This is a genomic window from Enterobacter sichuanensis, from assembly GCF_009036245.1.
GTDB classification, from domain to species: domain Bacteria; phylum Pseudomonadota; class Gammaproteobacteria; order Enterobacterales; family Enterobacteriaceae; genus Enterobacter; species Enterobacter sichuanensis.
Genome location: NZ_CP027986.1, coordinates 1072300 through 1091796 on the forward strand (window position 1 = coordinate 1072300; position 19497 = coordinate 1091796).

Below are 19497 nucleotides of genomic sequence, written 5' to 3' on the forward strand. Positions count from 1 at the left end.
TCCGTATATCTCACACGATACTGATGCACAAGTTAACCGCATCACATTTCGGGAGTAACCATGGCTCGGCTCGCTGCATTTGATATGGACGGTACGTTGTTAATGCCGGATCACCGTTTAGGGGAGAAAACCCTGAACACGCTGAAGCGCCTGCACGAGCGTAACGTCACCCTGACCTTTGCCACTGGTCGTCATGTGCTGGAAATGCGTCATCTTCTGGGCGCCTTCTCCCTCGACGCCTTTCTGATCACCGGCAACGGGACGCGAATTCACTCTGTAGAAGGGGAGATACTGCACCGTCAGGATCTCGACCCCGAAGTGGCAGATATCGTGCTGCACAGTACCTGGGACACGCAGGCCAGCATCCACGTCTTTAACGATCGGGGCTGGTTTACCGGGCGTGATATTCCGGAGTTGTTGCATGCGCATGTCTACAGCGGTTTTAGATACCAGCTTATCGATCTGCGTAAGATCCCCGCCCATGCGGTGACCAAGATCTGCTTCTGTGGCGATCATGACGATCTGTGCCGTTTACGCGTTCAGCTCAATGAGGCGCTGGGGAACCGGGCGCATCTGACCTTCTCGGCAGTGGATTGTCTGGAGGTGTTGCCTGTGGGCTGTAACAAAGGTTCAGCCCTGGCGGTACTGAGTGACCACCTGGGCTTAACGCTTCAGGATTGCATGGCGTTTGGCGATGCCATGAACGACCGGGAGATGCTGGGCAGCGTCGGCCGCGGTCTGATTATGGGGAATGCGATGGCGCAGCTAAAAGCGGCGCTTCCTCATCTGCCGGTTATAGGACACTGCCGCAACGAAGCGGTGTCCCATTTTTTGATGCATTGGCTGGACAATAACACCCTCCCATATTCCCCCGAATAGTGAGACCCTTCCAGCAAGCCAGACTTCGGTCTGGCTTTTTTTTTACTTCAGCAGCTGCGCAATCTGCGCTTTCCACGGGGCGATATCGCCGATGTTGGCCTGCACCCACTCCGCATTGTAGTAGGTCTCAAGGTAGCGCTCGCCGCTGTCGCACAACAGCGTGACGACAGAACCCGTGCGGCCCGCGTCGCGCATACGTGCGGCAAGCTGCAGTGCGCCCCACATATTTGTGCCCGTCGATGCGCCGACTTTACGACCCAGCTGCGTCTCCAGCCAGTGCGCCGTTGCCACGCTTGCGGCATCCGGCACGCGGAGCATTTCATCCACCACATCCGGGATGAACGACGGCTCCACGCGCGGGCGGCCAATCCCTTCAATTTTGCTTCCCACCGGGCTGCGCAGGCTGGCATCGCGGTTTTGCCAGTAGTCGAGGAATACGGAGTTTTGCGGATCCACCACCATCAGTTGGGTATCGTAGCCCTGACAGCGAATGTAGCGTCCGATCGTGGCTGACGTGCCGCCGGTACCGGCGCTCATGACGATATAGGAGGGAACCGGATGCGGTTCGTGGGTCATCTGGCGGAAGATACTGTCGGCAATGTTGTTATTGCCGCGCCAGTCCGTCGCGCGCTCGGCGAAGGTGAACTGGTCCATATAGTGGCCGTTGAGCTCACGGGCCAGCATTTCAGAGGCGGCGTAGATTTCGCAGGCGCTTCCCACAAAGTGGCAGCGACCGCCGTAAAATTCGATCTGTTCGATTTTGCGTTTTGCGGTGCAGGACGGCATTACCGCGATAAACGGCAGGCCCAACAGGCGGGCAAAATAGGCTTCGGACACCGCCGTTGAACCGGAAGAGGATTCAATAATGGTGGTGCCTTCTTTAATCCACCCGTTACATAAACCGTATAAAAACAGTGAGCGCGCCAGGCGATGCTTCAGGCTACCGGTGGGATGAGTGCTTTCATCTTTCAGATAGAGCTGTATGCCGTCAAATCCCGGCAGGGAAAGGCGAATCAGGTGCGTATCCGCCGAGCGCTGATAGTCGGCATTGATTTCGCTGATCGCATGTTTAACCCAGGTGCTATTCATCGTAGTTATCCGTTTGTCATTTTGTGCCTAGCATAGCGAAAAGCACAGAAAAAATTGTTGCTATCTGGCCTTTAAAATAGAATCAAGGGAGAAAAATTTTCTCTGTGAGGTGGGTATGCTAGATAAAATTGACCGTAAGCTCCTGTCGTTACTGCAGAGTGACTGTACCCTCTCTTTGCAGGCGCTGGCCGATGCCGTTAATCTGACCACCACGCCGTGCTGGAAGCGCCTGAAGAAGCTTGAGGATGACGGTATTCTTCTGGGACGCGTCGCGTTATTAGATCCCGAAAAACTGGGGCTTGGGTTGACGGCTTTTGTCCTGATAAAAACGCAGCATCACAGCAGCGAATGGTATTGCCGCTTTGTCACGCAGGTCTCGGAAATGCCGGAGGTGCTCGGTTTCTGGCGAATGGCCGGCGAGTACGATTACCTGATGCGCGTTCAGGTGGCCGACATGAAGCGCTATGATGACTTCTACAAACGGCTGGTGAACAGCGTACCGGGATTATCGGACGTCACCTCGAGCTTCGCCATGGAACAGATTAAATACACCACAGCGTTACCTATTGAATAACTTCGTAAAATACCTTCAGGAACAAACCGCGTGCGATTATTTGCCCAACTAAGCTGGTACTTTCGTCGGGAGTGGCAACGCTACCTCGGCGCCGTATGCCTGCTTATTATCATTGCCATTTTGCAGTTGATCCCGCCGAAAGTGGTGGGATACGTCGTGGATGGCGTCACCGAACAGCATTACACCACCGCACGGGTGCTGATGTGGGTTGGCACGCTGGTGCTGACGGCCGTCATTGTTTATCTGCTGCGCTACGTCTGGCGCGTGCTGCTGTTTGGCGCGTCCTACCAGCTGGCCGTAGAGCTGCGTGAGGATTTTTATCACCAGCTGAGCCGGCAGCATCCTGAATTTTATCTGCGCCATCGTACCGGGGATCTTATCGCGCGCGCCACTAACGATGTCGATCGCGTGGTCTTTGCCGCCGGGGAAGGGGTGCTGACGCTGGTGGACTCGCTGGTGATGGGCTGTGCGGTGCTGATCGTCATGTCCACACAGATCAGCTGGCAGTTAACCCTGCTTGCCCTGTTGCCGATGCCGCTCATGGCGCTGGCGATCAACCGCTACGGCGAACAGCTGCACGAGCGTTTCAAGCTGGCGCAGGCGGCGTTTTCGTCGCTAAACGACCGCACCCAGGAGAGCATGACCAGCATCCGGATGATCAAAGCGTTTGGCCTGGAAGACAGACAGTCGGCGCTGTTCGCGGCCGATGCCGCCGACACGGGGGCGAAGAACATGCGCGTCGCGCGTATCGACGCCCGGTTTGACCCGACCATCTATATCGCGATTGGCATGGCCAACCTGCTGGCGATTGGCGGCGGAAGCTGGATGGTGGTTCAGGGGACGTTAACCCTGGGGCAACTGACCAGCTTTGCCATGTATCTGGGGTTGATGATCTGGCCGATGCTGGCGCTGGCCTGGATGTTTAACATTGTGGAGCGCGGCAGCGCTGCCTATAGCCGCATTCGCGCCATGCTGGCCGAAGCGCCGGTGGTCAATGACGGTAGCGAAGTGGTACCAGAAGGGCGCGGCGTCATGAAAGTCGACATCCGCCAGTTTGTCTATCCGCAAACGGAACATCCGGTACTGGAGAACGTCAGTTTTACCCTTCAGCCCGGCCAGATGCTGGGCATCTGTGGCCCGACAGGATCCGGCAAAAGTACCGTGCTCTCACTGCTCCAGCGCCATTTTGACGTTACGCAGGGCGATATTCGCTTCCATGATATTCCCCTGACAAGGCTGATGCTGGATGAGTGGCGAGGCCGACTGGCGGTCGTCAGCCAGACGCCGTTCCTGTTTTCAGACACCGTGGCAAACAACATTGCCCTTGGACGCCCGAGGGCGACGCAGGAAGAGATTGAGCATGTGGCGCGGTTAGCCAGCGTACATGATGACATTCTGCGCCTGCCGCAGGGCTACGAAACGGAAGTCGGGGAACGGGGCGTCATGCTGTCCGGTGGCCAAAAACAGCGTATCTCGATTGCGCGTGCGCTGTTGCTGAATGCGGAAATCCTGATCCTGGATGATGCCCTTTCCGCCGTGGATGGCCGTACCGAACATCAGATCCTGCATAACCTGCGCCAGTGGGGTGACGGGCGCACGGTGATTATCAGCGCCCACCGTTTGTCGGCGCTGACGGAAGCCAGCGAAATTCTGGTATTACAACATGGGCATATTGCCCAGCGCGGGCAGCACGAAACGCTTGCGGAGCAACCAGGCTGGTATCGAGATATGTATCGCTATCAACAGCTTGAAGCGGCGCTGGACGATGCGCCAGAACACGCTGAGGAGGCCGACAATGCGTAAGCTCGGAACAATGTGGCCGACGCTGAAACGTCTGCTGGCCTATGGCTCGCCGTGGCGTAAACCGCTGTCCGTGGCCGTGCTTTTACTGTGGATTGCTGCAGTGGCTGAAGTGAGCGGCCCGCTGCTCATCAGCTACTTCATCGACAATATGGTTGCCAAAAGCTACCTGCCACTGGGGCTGGTGGTGGGCCTGGGCGTGGCCTACGTAGGTTTGCAGCTGGCGGCCGCCGGTCTCCACTATGCCCAGTCGCTGCTGTTTAACCGGGCCGCGGTGGGCGTCGTACAGCAGTTGCGCACGGACGTCATGGACGCCGCGCTTCGCCAGCCGCTCAGCGAGTTTGATATCCAGCCCGTCGGGCAGGTGATTTCGCGTGTGACCAACGACACCGAGGTGATCCGCGATCTGTACGTGACCGTGGTGGCAACCGTGTTGCGCAGCGCAGCGCTGATTGGCGCGATGCTGGTGGCGATGTTCAGCCTCGACTGGCGCATGGCGCTGGTGGCCATCACTATCTTCCCGGCAGTGCTGATCGTGATGGTTATCTATCAACGCTACAGCACGCCGATTGTGCGTCGGGTGCGCACCTACCTGGCCGATATCAATGATGGCTTCAACGAAGTGATCAACGGCATGAGCGTCATCCAGCAGTTCCGCCAGCAGGCACGTTTTGGCGAGCGGATGGGGGAAGCCAGCCGTTCGCACTATATGGCGCGCATGCAGACGCTGCGGCTTGATGGGTTCCTGTTGCGCCCGCTGCTGAGCCTTTTCTCCGCGCTGGTGCTTTGCGGGCTGCTGATGCTTTTTGGCCTGACCACACAAGGGACCATTGAGGTGGGCGTGTTATACGCCTTTATCAGCTACCTTGGCCGCCTGAACGAACCCTTGATCGAGTTGACGACCCAGCAGTCTATGCTCCAGCAGGCGGTGGTGGCAGGGGAGCGAGTCTTCGAGCTGATGGACAGGCCGCGTCAGACTTACGGTAACGATGATCGTCCTCTGCAAAGCGGGGCGATTGCCTTTGATAACGTCTCGTTTGCCTACCGCGACGACCAGCTGGTGCTGCAGGATATCTCGCTTGCTGTTCCGTCACGCGGGTTCGTGGCGCTGGTGGGGCATACCGGCAGCGGTAAGAGCACGCTAGCCAGCCTGTTAATGGGGTATTACCCGGTCAGCCGCGGTGAAATTCGCCTCGACGGACGCCCGCTGGCGTCTCTCAGCCACACCGTGTTACGCAAAGGCGTTGCGATGGTGCAGCAGGATCCGGTCGTCCTGGCCGATACCTTCTACGCCAACGTAACCCTGGGGCGAGACTACACTGAGGAGCAGGTCTGGGACGTGCTGGAAAAAGTGCAGCTGGCAGAGCTGGCACGCGGGTTTAGCGACGGCATCAGGACGAAACTGGGCGAGCAGGGAAACAATCTTTCTGTTGGACAAAAACAGCTTCTGGCGCTGGCGCGCGTGCTGATTGAAACGCCGCAGATCCTGATTCTGGATGAAGCGACGGCCAGCATTGACTCCGGCACCGAGCAGGCCATCCAGCAGGCACTGGCTGCCGTACGCGACCATACCACGCTGGTGGTGATTGCCCACCGCCTGTCCACCATCGTCGACGCGGACACGATCCTGGTGCTACATCGCGGACACGCCGTTGAGCGCGGTACGCACCGCGAACTTCTGGAGGCCAAAGGGCGTTACTGGCAGATGTACCAGCTGCAGCTGGCGGGCGAAGAGCTGGCAGCCAGCGTGCGCGATGAAGAGTCGCTTAGCGCCTGATGCACTAAAATGAGGCGATGCGCTAACAGTCATTCCTGTTGGTGCAAAACTGAAACGCACCCTGCACCGGCATGGTGCGTTTTTTTTCGCCGGTTCGTTAATCAGGACCGTGTAATGCTCATCACACCGCTGTTCCCTCCGGTTTTCATTTCTGGCACACCCCTTGCAATAGCTTCTGCGTAAGCTGCGGCCATTACCGAATTCTGACTGGAGGGGATCTATGAAGCTGGTTACGGTTGTAATCAAACCATTCAAACTCGAAGACGTGCGTGAAGCGCTGTCTTCAATGGGTATTCAGGGACTGACTGTCACCGAAGTGAAAGGCTTTGGTCGTCAGAAGGGTCATGCCGAGCTTTATCGCGGGGCGGAATACAGCGTTAACTTTCTGCCAAAAGTAAAAATTGATGTCGCGATTGCTGACGATCAGCTTGATGAAGTCATTGATGTCATTAGCAAAGCGGCCTACACCGGCAAAATTGGCGACGGCAAAATTTTCGTTGCCGAACTGCAGCGCGTCATTCGCATCCGTACCGGCGAATCTGACGAAGCGGCACTGTAATTAACGCCTGGCACACAGTGATAGGGATCGAGAAAATGAAGATAGCAACACTTAAAACGGGTCTGGGTTCGCTGGCGCTGCTGCCGGGCCTGGCGCTGGCCGCGCCTGCGGTGGCAGACAAAGCCGATAACGCCTTTATGATGATCAGCACCGCGCTGGTGCTGTTCATGTCCATTCCGGGCATTGCGCTGTTCTACGGCGGCCTGATCCGTGGCAAAAACGTTCTCTCCATGCTGACGCAGGTTGCCGTGACCTTCGCACTGGTCTGCGTGCTGTGGGTGGTTTACGGGTACTCCCTCGCTTTCGGCACCGGCAACGCATTCTTCGGTAACTTTGACTGGGTGATGCTGAAGAATATTGAACTGACCGCGCTGATGGGCAGTTTCTATCAGTATATTCACGTGGCGTTCCAGGGCTCGTTCGCCTGCATTACCGTCGGGCTGATTGTGGGCGCACTCGCCGAGCGTATTCGCTTCTCTGCCGTCCTGATCTTCGTGGTGGTCTGGCTGACGCTCTCCTATGTGCCGATTGCGCACATGGTCTGGGGTGGCGGTCTGCTGGCGACGCACGGTGCGCTGGACTTCGCAGGCGGTACCGTTGTGCACATTAACGCCGCAGTAGCGGGTCTGGTGGGTGCCTACCTGATTGGCAAACGCGTGGGCTTCGGTAAAGAAGCGTTCAAACCGCACAACCTGCCGATGGTCTTTACCGGTACAGCGATCCTCTACTTTGGCTGGTTTGGTTTTAACGCAGGCTCAGCAAGTGCCGCGAACGAAATTGCCGCGCTGGCCTTTGTGAACACCGTTGTGGCCACGGCGGGTGCGATCCTCTCCTGGGTATTCGGCGAGTGGGCGGTGCGCGGTAAACCTTCCCTGCTGGGTGCCTGCTCGGGTGCGATTGCCGGTCTGGTCGGTATCACCCCTGCGTGTGGGTATGTCGGTGTAGGTGGTGCGCTGCTGGTCGGCCTGGTGTCGGGTCTGGCGGGTCTGTGGGGCGTGACGGCGCTGAAACGTCTTCTGCGCGTGGATGACCCTTGCGATGTGTTTGGCGTGCACGGCGTGTGCGGCATTATCGGTTGTATCATGACCGGTATCTTCGCGGCGAAATCACTGGGTGGCGTGGGCTATGCGGAAGGCGTGACCATGGTTCATCAGGTGCTGGTGCAGCTGGAAAGTATTGCGATCACCGTTGTATGGTCTGCCGTTGTCGCTTTCATTGGCTACAAACTGGCGGATATGACGGTCGGCCTGCGTGTACCGGAAGAGCAGGAACGCGAAGGTCTGGACGTCAACAGTCACGGCGAGAATGCGTATAACGCCTAAGGTAAAAGCAAAACGGCAACTTCGGTTGCCGTTTTTAGTGTTTGTTCCCTCTCCCTGTGGGAGAGGGCCAAATCAACCTCTGTTGCGCATTACCCCTTCCTGCACCGTCGAGGCGACCAGCACGCCATCCTGCGTATAAAACTCTCCACGCACAAACCCGCGCGCGCTTGATGCCGACGTGCTCTCCACGCTGTAGAGCAACCACTCGTTCATATTGAACGGACGGTGGAACCACATGGAGTGATCAATCGTCGCAACCTGCATCCCTTTTTCGAGGAAGCCGACGCCGTGTGGCTGCAGCGCCACCGGCAGGAAGTTGAAATCTGACGCATAACCCAGCAGATACTGATGAACGCGGAAGTCCTCTGGTACGGTACCGTTAGCCCGGATCCAGACCTGGCGCTTCGGTTCCGCGGTGTGACCTTTCATCGGGTTGTGGAACTCGACGGGGCGGATCTCAAGCGGCTTATCGCAGAGAAACTTCTCTTTAACCTGTGGCGGAAGCAGATGCGCCAGCGCACGGGCGATATCGGTCTCTGATTGCAGCGAGTCGGGGGACGGGGCCGGGGGCATCTCTTTCTGATGTTCGTAGCCAGGCTCCGGTGCCTGGAAAGAGGCGGTCATGTAAAAGATGGGCTTTCCGTTCTGGATAGCCGCGACGCGTCGTGCGCTGAAACTGTTGCCATCTCTCAGGACTTCAACATCATACACAATCGGTTTTGCGCTATCGCCAGGACGTAAGAAGTAGCTGTGGAATGAATGCACCAGACGGTCTGCCGGGACAGTCTCCTTTGCAGCGTACAGCGCTTGTCCTACGACTTGCCCACCGAAGACCTGGCGTAAGCCTAAATCTTCGCTCTGTCCGCGAAAGAGTCCTTCCTCAATTTTTTCCAGGTTCAGTAATGTCAGCAGATTGTTCAGTGCCTGACTCATAGTTGTCCTCAATAAACGCCGTAGCGAAAGATAGGCTGAGTATAACGCAGAAATGAAAGTGGTCCGATGGGTAGATTAATCTGAATATCGGGACGATTTCAGGCATTAATCAGTGATTTGTGCCACACTTATATGCGTTATGTGATTGAAACGACATCGGATGGGATCGATCCCGCTGGTGCATTGATGATAAGGAGACTTCAATGAAACTCGTGCCCATGCTAAGTGGTGTAGCTATTGCGGTGGCGTTGTCCGCCTGTGCCGGTAAGAGCGCCCAGGTGCCAGTGCCAGCGGCAGATCCGAACGGGATCAATACCCTTTCGCAGCAATCCATTCAGCAGCCTAACGTTTCCGGTACTATCTGGATTAAACAGAAAGTGGCGTTACCGCCGGATGCGGTGTTAACGGTGACCCTGTCGGATGCTTCCCTGGCCGACGCACCATCGAAGGTTGTGGCTCAGCGTGCCGTCCGAACTGAGGGCAAACAGGCGCCGTTTAGTTTCGTGTTACCGTATAACCCATCGGACGTACAGCCTAATGCCCGTATTCTGCTGAGTGCCGCGGTAACGATTAACGGTAAGCTGGTCTTTATCACCGATACGGTCCAGGAAGCGATCAACAACGGTGGGACAAAAATCGACCTGAACCTGGTCCCTGTGCAGCAGACTGAAGTGCCTGTCGCCCCGGCGACCGGTCAGCCGTCCCTGCCAACCCCACCGACTCAGATGTAATGAGTGTATTTCCCCTCTCCTGCGGGAGAGGGGTCAGTACACCCAGCGGTATTTCTGCAAATCGATCTGCCCCGACCCGGAAACCTGCACACCCTCTGACAGTAACGCCTGACGCTGGCGCTGGAGATCTGGCCCGGTGAGCGAGATGGCACCGTGTCGATTCACCACCCGATGCCAGGGCAACGTACTGCCTTCCGGTAGCCGTTTGAGGACGCCGCCCACCTGTCGCGCCGCACGAGGGGACCCCGACAGACGCGCCACATCACCATAAGTAGTGACATAGCCTTCTGGAACAGAGGCCACTATTTGCCATACACGCTGTGGAAAGGAGTCGTGTTCGTCCATACCTTCACCTGTGGGGATGTTCTGGGCAACCATGGTAAACGAAGATGGTCATGATTGCTGCGCCTGTTTGCGCAAGAAACCAGCATCCGGTTTCTGGCGGCTTGCAATTGGACGTTAGCACAGGGATAATGCGCCAGCGCGTTGGTTATCAACGCTCTCAATGGGGGCTCTGTTGGTTCTCCCGCAACGCTACTCTGTTCACCAGGTCAGGTCCGGAAGGAAGCAGCCAGGGCAGACGACGTGTGTGCCGGGATGTAGCTGGCAGGGCCCCCACCCATTTGTGCTCCCAATAATTCCTGTTTTCAGTGTTTACCTGGTGCGGCGCAAGTGGCGTATCAATGTCTGCTGGATGTGAGCAGCTTTATGCTGTCGATCACGAGATGCGGTTTCCCACTAACCGTATATTTTTTCATTTATGCGTACTCAGAAATGGATAATTCTCTCAGACGTTTGTCACCTTTACTGAAAAGTGCCGTAGGAACGCCAGGTAAAGCAGGAAACTTTCAGCGCGACGTGATTATCGTGCAATACCTGTTTAATCTCATTAAGCCTATCATCCAGTATGACATCCCAGAAGATGGGATTATTATCAGAACCATCAGCCAGTTTCAGTCCATTCATTTGCGTTTCCAGCATCCCGATGGGGTTATTGAGCCAGAAGGGAAGACTTTCCGTGGATGAGTTGCTGCTGCGATGAAATATCCCCTTGTGTCTCAACAATCGTCTTTCACGTCTTCATTTTTTAGGCAACCTTCTGCCAATGAAAATAGCGTCCGTCAGCTGGTTAACAATTATCTGAGAAAAGAGCGCTACAACGTAGCAGATGAAACCCTTGAGCGAAGCAAGCTGATGGCACCTGGAATTGATGGGGCTGTATCGCTGACGGAGCAGGACTTTACTGAAGCCTGGGAAAATCTTAATCGTCGGGTAGAACTGAATATCATCAAAGCTTTTTCTAATGTGAAGTCGGGCGGACGATCTGGGTTTAATGCTTTAAATCTACCGATTATTGCGTATGAAGGGCATATTTTCCGTAAATACACCAAAAGGAAATACGATCAAACCCACCCTTTTTTGTCTTATAAATATGTAAAGAAAGCGGGTCCGGAATGGTAAAAAAACAATATCGACCAGCTTTCTGCATGGAATACCCTGGCGAAGGCTTATGCACTTGATGCCGAAGCTGCGATAAAATCGTGTTCATGGGGGATGTTCCAGATTATGGGGTTTAATTACGAATCGTGCGGTTATAAAGATCTCGGCACATTTTTAAAAGATATGAAGTCTAATGCCGGTAAGCAATTAAATGCTTTTTTACATTTGTGCAATAAGAACAGCTCACTACTGTCGGCAATGGTAAATAAGGACTTTTATAATATGGCATTCAACTATAACGGAAGCGATTTCGGTGATTATGACGTTAAAATTCGCAGAACTTATGAAAGCCTGGAGAAGGGGCGGAGATGAAAATTAAAATGATGCGCATAGTTTGCGGTTTTTCAGCCTTAATGGCGGCGTTTTCTTCGTATGCCACGACGCTACAGTCTGGCGTATATGAAGGTTTGTTACTCGCCGTCTCACCGACGGGCAATATCACCGGATATTACTCTGAATCGGCTGAAGACAGCGTAAAACGTACCTGCACTTTCTTTCTGACAGGCCATGTTTCAGCGCAACAGCCAGACACCATCACTTCATGGTCTTCCTCTGTGCTCGCGGGCCATATTGCCGCGAATACCGCGGGTGTCACATTAGCCATTCCTGATGGGCAAAACCATGCTGGGTGTATGAATGTGCTGATGCCTGAAATTGCGACAGGTCTGGAACTGGAGAGGACGCGGCAGACACAGTGGCAAACGCTGATGAAGGTAAGCAGCCCGCGGGCTTATCTGAGCTCTACGCCTGATGCCGCGACCCGGCGTAAAGCCTGGATCGTTAAAGGAGACGTAGTAGGGGTAATACAAACCCAGGCTGGCTGGGCAGAGGTAGAGTTTGTCGCCCGTAGCGGAAAAACGACGCATGGCTGGGTGAATAGCAATGACGTTCAGCCGTTAACGCCTCCTGCATCCTGATCGGTTTATTTCTCCCCCTGAATTCAATATTGCCGGGCGATGCTTTCGCATCGGCAATCTCATTAAGCTAATCCGTAACGCTATTTTCCCCGCATGACCGCACCCTATGTCACTGAAAATAAGAGTTATAGCTAGCCGTCAGGGACCCACCCATTTGTGGCTCCCGGCGTTCTTCCCCTGATTTTTGTCTCTTTCTGAGACGTTAATCCCCATTAAGACTAAGCTTATAGCATGTAATATATATTTCATCTCGCTGAAATATTATTGTCATAAACCTGTAATAATAGACTGGCATTTTATAATCGGATGTCTTTTTTCTAACATAATTCAAAAAAATATATATCTGGATAACATTGTTAACTTCGTGTATTAAATAAAGTACTTATTCCGAAGGGAAGTGACAAACATGGCTACTGCAGTATTAAACGTGAAGATCGATGACGCGCTTAAAGAAAGGCTTCGCCACTATGCGGAACACAATAACGAGAATTTAAGCGTGACGACAGAGAAACTGCTGCTGCTGGCGTTTGAAGCAGTAGAAGAGGCGGGAGTATCGGAAGAGGATATTGATAATCAGCATACGGAAGAAGAGAGTGTTTCTCCTTTTACTCCTAAAGAAATCAAAGCTCTACGTAAACTGCTGAAGAAGAGAAAATGAAACAACAACTGTCAACTGCCAGTGACTACAAAGAGGCCTGCGATCTGTTGCGTTCAGGCTACGTGAAGCATGTACGTCTTGGCTGGAATGTCGGAAGTGATGAGTTCTTTCGTATTGCGTCTGACTGGTGTGATACGGGCGCAAAAATAAAGAAAGACGGTGAAAGCTTCGTTATTTCACTGAAAGGTTTTCCTATTCCTGCTCAGCATTAACGACTGAACGGTGAAAACTGCTGACTGCATCTGTTACAGTCAGCAGTTTTTATTTTATGATCTGCTTCAAACTTTTAAATATTAAATGACGCTGCGTTTCACCGGTGGCACGTTTTTATTCAGAGCAAGCCATAGCGGTTTGATCCGCAGCAATGCCTTTTCAAGTTCTGCCGGTTCGAGCGAGAAGGGCATGCGTAAGTAGCGGTCAAACGCGCCCGATAAACCAAATCGCGTTCCGGTCCCCAGGTTGATCCCCAGAATCTCGGCTCGCGCAGCAAGCTGCGTTGCCAGCATGCCCGGGAGTTCTATCCAGTAAGAAAGCCCGCCTTCCGCTTCATGAAATGTCCACTCCGGGAAATGTTCACGCAAAATGTCACCGCAGCGATCGCGTCGCTCAGCCAGCATCTTCCGGCGTGCGGGCAGAAAGGTCTCGCTGTTGTTCATGAGCCACAGCGTTGCCAGTTGCTCCAGCAGCGGCGATCCTAAATCCAGCGTGTCCCGCGTCTGGGCAAGCATGGCGATAGTGCGCGAGGAGGCGCGGATCCAGCCGAGACGCAGCCCGCCCCAGAAACTTTTTCCGGCAGAGCCCAGCGTGATGACGGTGGCCTGCGGGTTAAAGGCGGCCAGCGGCGGTGGGGGAGGCGAATCAAACCAGAGATCCACCATCGTCTCATCCACTACCAGTGCCGTACGGGTTTGTGCGGCAATATCGGTGATGGCCTGACGGGTGGCGCTATCCATACATCGCCCGGTCGGGTTATGAAAGTCTGGCATCAGATACGCCAGCCGCGGCGCTGTCTGGGCAAGCGTTGCCGCGAAGCCGTCCGTATCCCAGCCCGTTTCCGGCAGCGACACCCCCACGGGCCGACACTGCGCCCCCTGGATGGCGGCAATCGCCAGCGGATAGGTGGGATGATCAACCACGACGCGATCCCCCGGTCCGGTCATCATCCGCAGCACCAGCGCAAAGCCGCTGACGGCGCCATTCACCACCATCACTTCATCCGCACGGGTGGGAAGACCTCGCGCGGTATAGCGCGCAGCAATGGCTTCCCGCAGTGCCGGCAGCCCAAGCTGGTCGTAGCCCGTCAGCGAGAGGTGCTGCGTAATGGCCGTGAGCGCATGGGTATACGCCTGGTGGATCTCTGGTCCGGCGTTGAGGGCGGCGGTGGAGAGATCCAGTGCGGCACTCGCCGCTGAGAGGGTAGGAACGGCGCGTGCATCCGGGAGGATCACGCGTGACCCGCTGCCGTGACGGCTTTCGAGGTAACCTTCTTCACGCAGATGGGCGAGGGCGCTGCTGATGGTGGTTCGGCTTACGTCCAGCGCAGAGGCCAGTTCGCGCTCGCCCGGCAGCCGCGTATTCAGTGCCAGCCGGCCATCAAGGATTAACAGACGCAATGCATCGGCCAGCTGACGCCAGAGTGGCGTGCGGGAAGAGGTTTGCTGCCAGTGGCCTAACAGGCGTATCAGAGACTGGCTTCCGAAGCGGCGTGATGACATATGCAGTCCACTATTTGAAAACTGGACATTAATCATAGTGCCATTTTAGGTCAGGATGAAAGCCTGGTTCACTGGAGAAGCGAAAAATGGTACGTCGTCTGCTACAACTGTATGTCGGTCTGGGGCTGTATGGCCTTTCCACCGCGATGTTTATTCGTTCCGATTTAGGGGTCGATCCCTGGGATGTTTTTCACCTTGGGGTAGGGATGCAGCTGGGGATGAGTATCGGGATGGTGATCATTTTAACCGGTGCCGCGGTACTGCTGCTGTGGATCCCCCTGCGTCAGATGCCGGGGCTCGGCACAATCAGTAACGTGATTTGTATTGGTCTGGCGGCGGATGCCAGCATGGCATTCATCCCGGAGGTGAGTTCGTTGCCCATTAGACTCACGCTGCTGGTGGGCGGGATTGTGATGAACGCGATTGCGACCAGCATGTACATCGGAGCCGGTTTCGGCCCGGGCCCGCGCGATGGCCTGATGACCGGCATTCATGCCCGGATGGGATGGTCTATTCGCAGCGTGCGTACCTCCATTGAGGTGTCTGTCCTGCTGATTGGCTGCGTGCTTGGCGGCACGTTTGGGGTGGGAACCGTATTGTATGCCCTGACTATTGGCCCGCTTATCCAGCTCTGTCTGCCCTGGTTCCGTCAGAAGCCGCGGATTGAGGACATCCCCCAGCCGGAGCGGGTTGTTTAATTTGCGAAGCGCTCACATGTTTTCATGGCGTCGCTGTGCCAGAATAGGCCCCCCGAAACACGCGATGCCAGCATGTATGAAAGCAATCACACTCTATGATGTCGCCCTCCTTGCGGGGGTTTCTTATCAGACCGTTTCCCGCGTCATTAACGACGCGGAACATGTGTCTGCCCGCACCCGGGAAAAGGTGCAGCAGGCGATGGCGGAGCTGCACTATGTGCCTAACCTTCGGGCACAGCAGCTGGCGGGTAAACGCACCCGCACGCTGGGGCTCATCACCACCGATCTGGCCCTGCACGCCCCTTCGCAAATTGTCTCGGCAGTGAAATCCCGGGCGGCAGAACAGGGGGCGAGCGTCCTCATTTCCATGGTGGAACAGCCGCACCAGTGTCAGGCCGCGATTCAGGCCTTGCTGGCGCAGCGCGTGGAAGCGCTGCTGGTGAATGTTCCGCTTGACGATCCGCATGCCGAACAGCTCAGGGCGCTGGCATCGCCTGTCCCGGTGCTGTTTCTCGATGTCTCCCCTTCAGCGCAGGTCAATTGTCTCATCTTTAATGCCGCGGAGGGCGCACGTCTGGGCGTTGAGCATCTGCTTTCGCTGGGTCATCAGCGCATTGCCCTGCTGAGCGGGCCGGAAAGTTCGGTCTCCGCGCGGGCGCGTCTGGCGGGCTGGAAAGCGGCCCTGGCAGGGGCGGGTCTTGACGACGCCGCCGTGGCTTACGGTGACTGGAGCGCGGCCAGCGGATATGAGAAGGGGCATCTGCTGTTATCTGCCCCGGCATTACCGGATGCGATTCTGGTGGCCAACGATCAAATGGCCCTCGGGGTGATGCGCGCCTGCGCGGAAAAAGGGATCGCGATCCCGGGTCAGATATCCGTGGTCGGGTTCGACGATACGGCGGACAGCGCCTGGTTTTCCCCACCGTTGACGACCATTCGCCAGGCGTTTCGCGAGGCAGGTGAACGCAGCGTGGAGTGGTTGCTGGCGCCCACCGGGGACGAAGCGTGCTGGCAGGTTCAGCTGCCGGTGACGCTGGTGACCCGCCACTCCAGCGCGCGCCACGCCCCCCTGCAGGCGGAGCACGAGACGCTGGCGCAACAGCTCAGAAGCCTGGCGCTACTGGCGGAGCAGCTGGCCCGCAAGTAAGACTTTTGTGATCTGACTCGCTACCCCGCAAACGATCGCTTTACCGTTATCGGATGCCAGGGCATGTTAACGAAAATTGTGAGCGCTTCGCAAAGAGGTTACTATGTCCCATACTCCATCGCTGACCCTCAGCGCCATTCTCGCCCGACGCGACTGGGAAAACCCGGGGGTTACCCAGTGGAACCGTCTGGCGGCACACACGCCGTTATACAGCTGGCGTGATGAACAATCCGCCCGGGATGACGCCGGATCTGTCAGCAAGCGCTGCCTCAACGGGATGTGGCGGTTCAGCTACTTTGCTGCCCCCGAGCAGGTTCCTCAGGCATGGGTCACCGAAGATTGCGCAGATGCTGTGGCCATGCCCGTGCCGTCTAACTGGCAGATGCAGGGATTTGACACGCCCGTCTACACCAATGTGACTTATCCGATACCGGTTAACCCGCCTTTTGTTCCGCAAGAAAATCCTACCGGTTGTTACTCGCTCACATTTGACATGGACGTCTTACAGGCCGGGCAAACCCGCATTATTTTTGACGGCGTGAACGCGGCGTTTCATTTGTGGTGCAACGGGCAGTGGATAGGTTACTCCCAGGACAGTCGACTGCCCGCTGAATTTGACCTGACAACGGCATTACGCCCCGGGCAGAACCGCCTCGCGGTCATGGTCTTGCGCTGGTGCGACGGCAGTTATCTGGAAGATCAGGACATGTGGCGCATGAGCGGTATTTTCCGCGATGTGTCCCTGCTGCATAAGCCTGAGACGCACATTGCGGATTACCATGTTGTTACCGACCTGAACGCGGATCTGGACCGCGCGGTGCTGAACGTGGAGGTCGCGCTGGCGGGCGCTGACTTCGCGGCGTGCGACGTGGCGATTAGCTTGTGGCGCAACGGTGAGCGCTGTGCAAGCGTCACCCAACTGCCTGGCTCTGCCATTGTGGATGAACGCGGAAACTGGGCCGAGCGGTTAACGGCGGCAATCCCCGTGGTGTCCCCCGCGTTATGGAGTGCGGAAACGCCGGAACTCTATCGCCTGACGATCGCGCTTCGCGATGAGCAGGGCAACGTGCTGGAGAGTGAAGCCTGCGACGTTGGCTTCCGCCGGGTTGAAATCAGCAACGGCCTGTTGAAACTCAACGGTAAACCCCTGCTGATCCGCGGGGTTAACCGGCACGAGCATCATCCGGAAAACGGCCAGGTGATGGACGAAGCGACGATGCGTCGCGATATCGAACTGATGAAACAGCACAACTTCAACGCCGTGCGCTGCTCGCACTACCCGAACCACCCCTTGTGGTACCGGCTGTGCGATCGCTATGGCCTGTACGTTGTTGATGAAGCCAATATAGAAACCCACGGCATGGTGCCGATGAGCCGTCTTACTGACGATCCGCGCTGGCTGCCCGCCATGAGCGAGCGTGTGACCCGCATGGTGCAGCGCGATCGTAATCAGCCCTCCATTATCATCTGGTCGCTGGGCAATGAGTCCGGGCACGGCGCAAACCACGACGCACTGTATCGCTGGGTGAAATCCACGGACCCGACGCGTCCGGTACAATACGAAGGCGGTGGGGCGAATACAGCGGCGACGGATATCGTCTGTCCGATGTACGCCCGTGTCGATCAGGATCAGCCTTTCCCGGCGGTGCCGAAATGGTCGATCAAGAAATGGATCGGCATGCCGGATGAAACGCGGCCGCTGATCCTCTGCGAATACGCACATGCGATGGGTAACAGCTTCGGCGGGTTCGCGAAATACTGGCAGGCGTTTCGCAGCCATCCTCGCCTGCAGGGTGGGTTTGTCTGGGACTGGGTCGATCAGGCTTTGACGAAGAGAGACGAAAAGGGCAACGCCTTCTGGGCCTACGGCGGTGATTTTGGCGATAAACCGAATGACCGGCAGTTCTGCCTGAACGGGCTGGTGTTCCCCGATCGCACACCGCATCCGGCACTGTATGAGGCGCAACGCGCACAGCAATTCTTCACCTTTACGCGGGTCAGCACCTCTCCGCTGGTGATAGAGGTGCAAAGCGGCTACCTGTTCCGTCACACCGATAACGAGGTGCTGAGATGGACGGTTGCCCGGGACGGGGAGGGGCTGGCTTCGGGCGAGGTGACGCTCGCGATGGCGCCTGAAGGCGCTCAGCGTCTGGAGATCGCCCTGCCAGAGATAAAGGCTGAACCGGGTGAATTCTGGCTGAACGTAGAGGTCTACCAGCCGCGGGCGATGCCGTGGTCACCTGCCAACCATCGCTGTGCCTGGGCGCAGTGGCAGCTCCCGACGCCGCTGTTTATCGTACAGCCTGACCCGGTAGGTGAGCCGCCGGTGCTGACGCAAAGCGACGCCATGCTGATCCTGACGCACCGGCAGCATCGATGGTTTTTCGATCGTGCTTCAGGAAACCTGACGCAGTGGCTGAACAATGGCGTTGAAACGCTGCGTTCACCGCTGAGGGATAACTTTACCCGCGCGCCGCTGGATAATGATATCGGCGTAAGCGAGGCCACGCGAATTGATCCTGATGCATGGGTTGAGCGCTGGAAGGCGGCGGGAATGTACGATTTAACCCCGCGAGTGTTGCATTGTGAAGGCGAGCAGCGTGCCAACGAGGCTGTAGTGACGACGCTGCATGCCTGGGAATATGGCGGAAAAGCGTTATTCCTGAGTCGTAAGGTGTGGCGCGTGGATAGCCAGGGGAGGTTGCACGGCGATATACAGGTGGATATTGCGTCCGATATCCCGGAACCCGCGCGCGTTGGCCTGAGCGTGCATCTCGCCGAAACGCCGGAGAACGTTCGCTGGCTGGGTCTGGGCCCGCATGAAAACTATCCGGACCGAAAACTGGCGGCACAGCAGGGGCGCTGGAGATTGCCCCTGGAGGCCATGCATACGCCGTATATCTTCCCGACGGAAAATGGCTTGCGCTGTGATACCCGCGAGCTGGTGCTGGGAACGCATCAGCTGGATGGCCGCTTCCATTTCTCGGTGAGCCGCTACAGCCAGCAGCAGCTGCGAGAGACAACCCATCAGCATCTGCTGCGTGCAGAGCCGGGATGCTGGCTCAATCTTGATGCATTCCATATGGGTGTGGGCGGCGACGACTCCTGGAGCCCCAGCGTCTCGCCGGAATTTATTCTCCAGCAACGCCAGCTGCGTTATACCTTCAGCTGGCGGCAGACGCTTAACTGACCCGTGAG

Annotated in this window: 18 protein-coding genes, 1 other RNA gene and 1 pseudogene; 16 read left to right on the plus strand and 4 right to left on the minus strand. The window is 56.5% G+C overall.

Features of this window, described 5'->3' with window-relative positions; translation table 11 throughout:
• The first annotated feature begins 60 nt into the window (after nucleotides 1–60).
• Entirely contained in the window at nucleotides 61–879 is an 819-nt protein-coding gene (gene cof, locus C1N69_RS04955; protein ID WP_155030776.1) for an HMP-PP phosphatase, read from the plus strand.
• Nucleotides 880–921: 42 nt separating this feature from the next.
• On the opposite strand, the gene C1N69_RS04960 is transcribed toward cof, so the two are convergent.
• Nucleotides 922–1968, minus strand: a complete 1047-nt coding sequence (locus C1N69_RS04960; protein WP_155030777.1) for a PLP-dependent cysteine synthase family protein — start codon at nucleotides 1966–1968, stop codon at nucleotides 922–924.
• 115 nt (nucleotides 1969–2083) lie between these two features.
• On the opposite strand from C1N69_RS04960, the gene C1N69_RS04965 reads away from it, so the two are divergent.
• The 5 genes from C1N69_RS04965 (at nucleotide 2084) to amtB (ending at nucleotide 8000) form a co-directional block, all read left to right on the plus strand.
• The gene (locus C1N69_RS04965; RefSeq protein WP_008503307.1) at nucleotides 2084–2542 is read left to right on the plus strand and encodes an Lrp/AsnC family transcriptional regulator; all 459 of its coding nucleotides are present in this window, start codon (nucleotides 2084–2086) and stop codon (nucleotides 2540–2542) included.
• 30 nt (nucleotides 2543–2572) lie between these two features.
• Nucleotides 2573–4345, plus strand: coding sequence for a SmdA family multidrug ABC transporter permease/ATP-binding protein (locus C1N69_RS04970; RefSeq protein ID WP_059385605.1), 1773 nt, complete (start codon nucleotides 2573–2575; stop codon nucleotides 4343–4345).
• Nucleotides 4338–6119: a SmdB family multidrug efflux ABC transporter permease/ATP-binding protein gene (locus C1N69_RS04975; protein ID WP_104556228.1), complete on the plus strand. Its 1782-nt coding sequence runs from the start codon at nucleotides 4338–4340 to the stop codon at nucleotides 6117–6119. Before C1N69_RS04970 ends, C1N69_RS04975 begins: the two co-directional genes overlap by 8 nt.
• 220 nt (nucleotides 6120–6339) lie before the next feature.
• The gene (gene glnK / locus C1N69_RS04980) at nucleotides 6340–6678 is read left to right on the plus strand and encodes a P-II family nitrogen regulator (protein WP_008503304.1); all 339 of its coding nucleotides are present in this window, start codon (nucleotides 6340–6342) and stop codon (nucleotides 6676–6678) included.
• 35 nt (nucleotides 6679–6713) lie between these two features.
• Nucleotides 6714–8000: an ammonium transporter AmtB gene (gene amtB, locus C1N69_RS04985; protein WP_025756166.1), complete on the plus strand. Its 1287-nt coding sequence runs from the start codon at nucleotides 6714–6716 to the stop codon at nucleotides 7998–8000.
• 72 nt (nucleotides 8001–8072) lie between these two features.
• On the opposite strand, the gene tesB is transcribed toward amtB, so the two are convergent.
• Nucleotides 8073–8933 (minus strand): acyl-CoA thioesterase II, encoded by an 861-nt coding sequence (gene tesB / locus C1N69_RS04990; RefSeq protein WP_045285231.1) that lies wholly within the window; start codon nucleotides 8931–8933, stop codon nucleotides 8073–8075.
• A 203-nt stretch (nucleotides 8934–9136) separates the two neighbouring features.
• On the opposite strand from tesB, the gene C1N69_RS04995 reads away from it, so the two are divergent.
• Nucleotides 9137–9664: a YbaY family lipoprotein gene (locus C1N69_RS04995; RefSeq protein WP_025756165.1), complete on the plus strand. Its 528-nt coding sequence runs from the start codon at nucleotides 9137–9139 to the stop codon at nucleotides 9662–9664.
• A gap of 33 nt (nucleotides 9665–9697) precedes the next feature.
• Here C1N69_RS04995 and C1N69_RS05000 read toward each other — a convergent pair whose 3' ends face one another.
• The gene (locus C1N69_RS05000) at nucleotides 9698–10009 is read right to left on the minus strand and encodes an MGMT family protein (RefSeq protein WP_476728968.1); all 312 of its coding nucleotides are present in this window, start codon (nucleotides 10007–10009) and stop codon (nucleotides 9698–9700) included.
• 170 nt (nucleotides 10010–10179) lie between these two features.
• On the opposite strand from C1N69_RS05000, the gene ffs reads away from it, so the two are divergent.
• From ffs to C1N69_RS05025, 6 genes and pseudogenes are all read left to right on the plus strand, one after another.
• An RNA gene (gene ffs / locus C1N69_RS05005) (signal recognition particle sRNA small type) lies at nucleotides 10180–10276 on the plus strand.
• Between the two features lie 162 nt (nucleotides 10277–10438).
• A complete protein-coding gene (locus tag C1N69_RS22885; RefSeq protein WP_225284170.1) occupies nucleotides 10439–10690 on the plus strand; it encodes a hypothetical protein in 252 nt (83 codons plus the stop codon).
• 168 nt (nucleotides 10691–10858) lie between these two features.
• Nucleotides 10859–11476 (plus strand): annotated as a pseudogene (locus C1N69_RS22890) (N-acetylmuramidase domain-containing protein).
• On the plus strand, nucleotides 11473–12081 hold the full coding sequence (locus tag C1N69_RS22895; protein ID WP_094918587.1) for an SH3 domain-containing protein: 609 nt from the start codon (nucleotides 11473–11475) through the stop codon (nucleotides 12079–12081). Before C1N69_RS22890 ends, C1N69_RS22895 begins: the two are co-directional and overlap by 4 nt.
• A gap of 406 nt (nucleotides 12082–12487) precedes the next feature.
• A complete protein-coding gene (locus C1N69_RS05020; RefSeq protein WP_025756163.1) occupies nucleotides 12488–12739 on the plus strand; it encodes a hypothetical protein in 252 nt (83 codons plus the stop codon).
• Nucleotides 12736–12951 (plus strand): hypothetical protein, encoded by a 216-nt coding sequence (locus C1N69_RS05025; RefSeq protein WP_023334722.1) that lies wholly within the window; start codon nucleotides 12736–12738, stop codon nucleotides 12949–12951. Before C1N69_RS05020 ends, C1N69_RS05025 begins: the two co-directional genes overlap by 4 nt.
• 81 nt (nucleotides 12952–13032) lie before the next feature.
• On the opposite strand, the gene yczR is transcribed toward C1N69_RS05025, so the two are convergent.
• The gene (gene yczR / locus C1N69_RS05030; RefSeq protein ID WP_095451573.1) at nucleotides 13033–14454 is read right to left on the minus strand and encodes a MocR-like transcription factor YczR; all 1422 of its coding nucleotides are present in this window, start codon (nucleotides 14452–14454) and stop codon (nucleotides 13033–13035) included.
• Between the two features lie 86 nt (nucleotides 14455–14540).
• Between yczR and yczE the strand changes: the two genes are divergently transcribed.
• The 3 genes from yczE (at nucleotide 14541) to C1N69_RS05045 (ending at nucleotide 19489) form a co-directional block, all read left to right on the plus strand.
• Nucleotides 14541–15152 (plus strand): membrane protein YczE, encoded by a 612-nt coding sequence (gene yczE, locus C1N69_RS05035; protein WP_095451572.1) that lies wholly within the window; start codon nucleotides 14541–14543, stop codon nucleotides 15150–15152.
• A 76-nt stretch (nucleotides 15153–15228) separates the two neighbouring features.
• The gene (locus C1N69_RS05040) at nucleotides 15229–16299 is read left to right on the plus strand and encodes a LacI family DNA-binding transcriptional regulator (RefSeq protein ID WP_095451571.1); all 1071 of its coding nucleotides are present in this window, start codon (nucleotides 15229–15231) and stop codon (nucleotides 16297–16299) included.
• A 103-nt stretch (nucleotides 16300–16402) separates the two neighbouring features.
• A complete protein-coding gene (locus C1N69_RS05045; RefSeq protein WP_155030779.1) occupies nucleotides 16403–19489 on the plus strand; it encodes a beta-galactosidase in 3087 nt (1028 codons plus the stop codon).
• The last annotated feature ends 8 nt before the right edge of the window (nucleotides 19490–19497 follow it).

Coding starts and splice junctions, on each gene's coding strand:
- cof (WP_155030776.1), top strand. CDS start 61: ATGGCTCGGCTCGCTGCATTTGATATGGACGGTACGTTGTTAATGCCG.
- C1N69_RS04960 (WP_155030777.1), bottom strand. CDS start 1,968: ATGAATAGCACCTGGGTTAAACATGCGATCAGCGAAATCAATGCCGAC.
- C1N69_RS04965 (WP_008503307.1), top strand. CDS start 2,084: ATGCTAGATAAAATTGACCGTAAGCTCCTGTCGTTACTGCAGAGTGAC.
- C1N69_RS04975 (WP_104556228.1), top strand. CDS start 4,338: ATGCGTAAGCTCGGAACAATGTGGCCGACGCTGAAACGTCTGCTGGCC.
- glnK (WP_008503304.1), top strand. CDS start 6,340: ATGAAGCTGGTTACGGTTGTAATCAAACCATTCAAACTCGAAGACGTG.
- amtB (WP_025756166.1), top strand. CDS start 6,714: ATGAAGATAGCAACACTTAAAACGGGTCTGGGTTCGCTGGCGCTGCTG.
- tesB (WP_045285231.1), bottom strand. CDS start 8,933: ATGAGTCAGGCACTGAACAATCTGCTGACATTACTGAACCTGGAAAAA.
- C1N69_RS04995 (WP_025756165.1), top strand. CDS start 9,137: ATGAAACTCGTGCCCATGCTAAGTGGTGTAGCTATTGCGGTGGCGTTG.
- C1N69_RS05000 (WP_476728968.1), bottom strand. CDS start 10,009: ATGGACGAACACGACTCCTTTCCACAGCGTGTATGGCAAATAGTGGCC.
- C1N69_RS22885 (WP_225284170.1), top strand. CDS start 10,439: ATGGATAATTCTCTCAGACGTTTGTCACCTTTACTGAAAAGTGCCGTA.
- C1N69_RS22895 (WP_094918587.1), top strand. CDS start 11,473: ATGAAAATTAAAATGATGCGCATAGTTTGCGGTTTTTCAGCCTTAATG.
- C1N69_RS05020 (WP_025756163.1), top strand. CDS start 12,488: ATGGCTACTGCAGTATTAAACGTGAAGATCGATGACGCGCTTAAAGAA.
- C1N69_RS05025 (WP_023334722.1), top strand. CDS start 12,736: ATGAAACAACAACTGTCAACTGCCAGTGACTACAAAGAGGCCTGCGAT.
- yczR (WP_095451573.1), bottom strand. CDS start 14,454: ATGTCATCACGCCGCTTCGGAAGCCAGTCTCTGATACGCCTGTTAGGC.
- yczE (WP_095451572.1), top strand. CDS start 14,541: ATGGTACGTCGTCTGCTACAACTGTATGTCGGTCTGGGGCTGTATGGC.
- C1N69_RS05040 (WP_095451571.1), top strand. CDS start 15,229: ATGAAAGCAATCACACTCTATGATGTCGCCCTCCTTGCGGGGGTTTCT.
- C1N69_RS05045 (WP_155030779.1), top strand. CDS start 16,403: ATGTCCCATACTCCATCGCTGACCCTCAGCGCCATTCTCGCCCGACGC.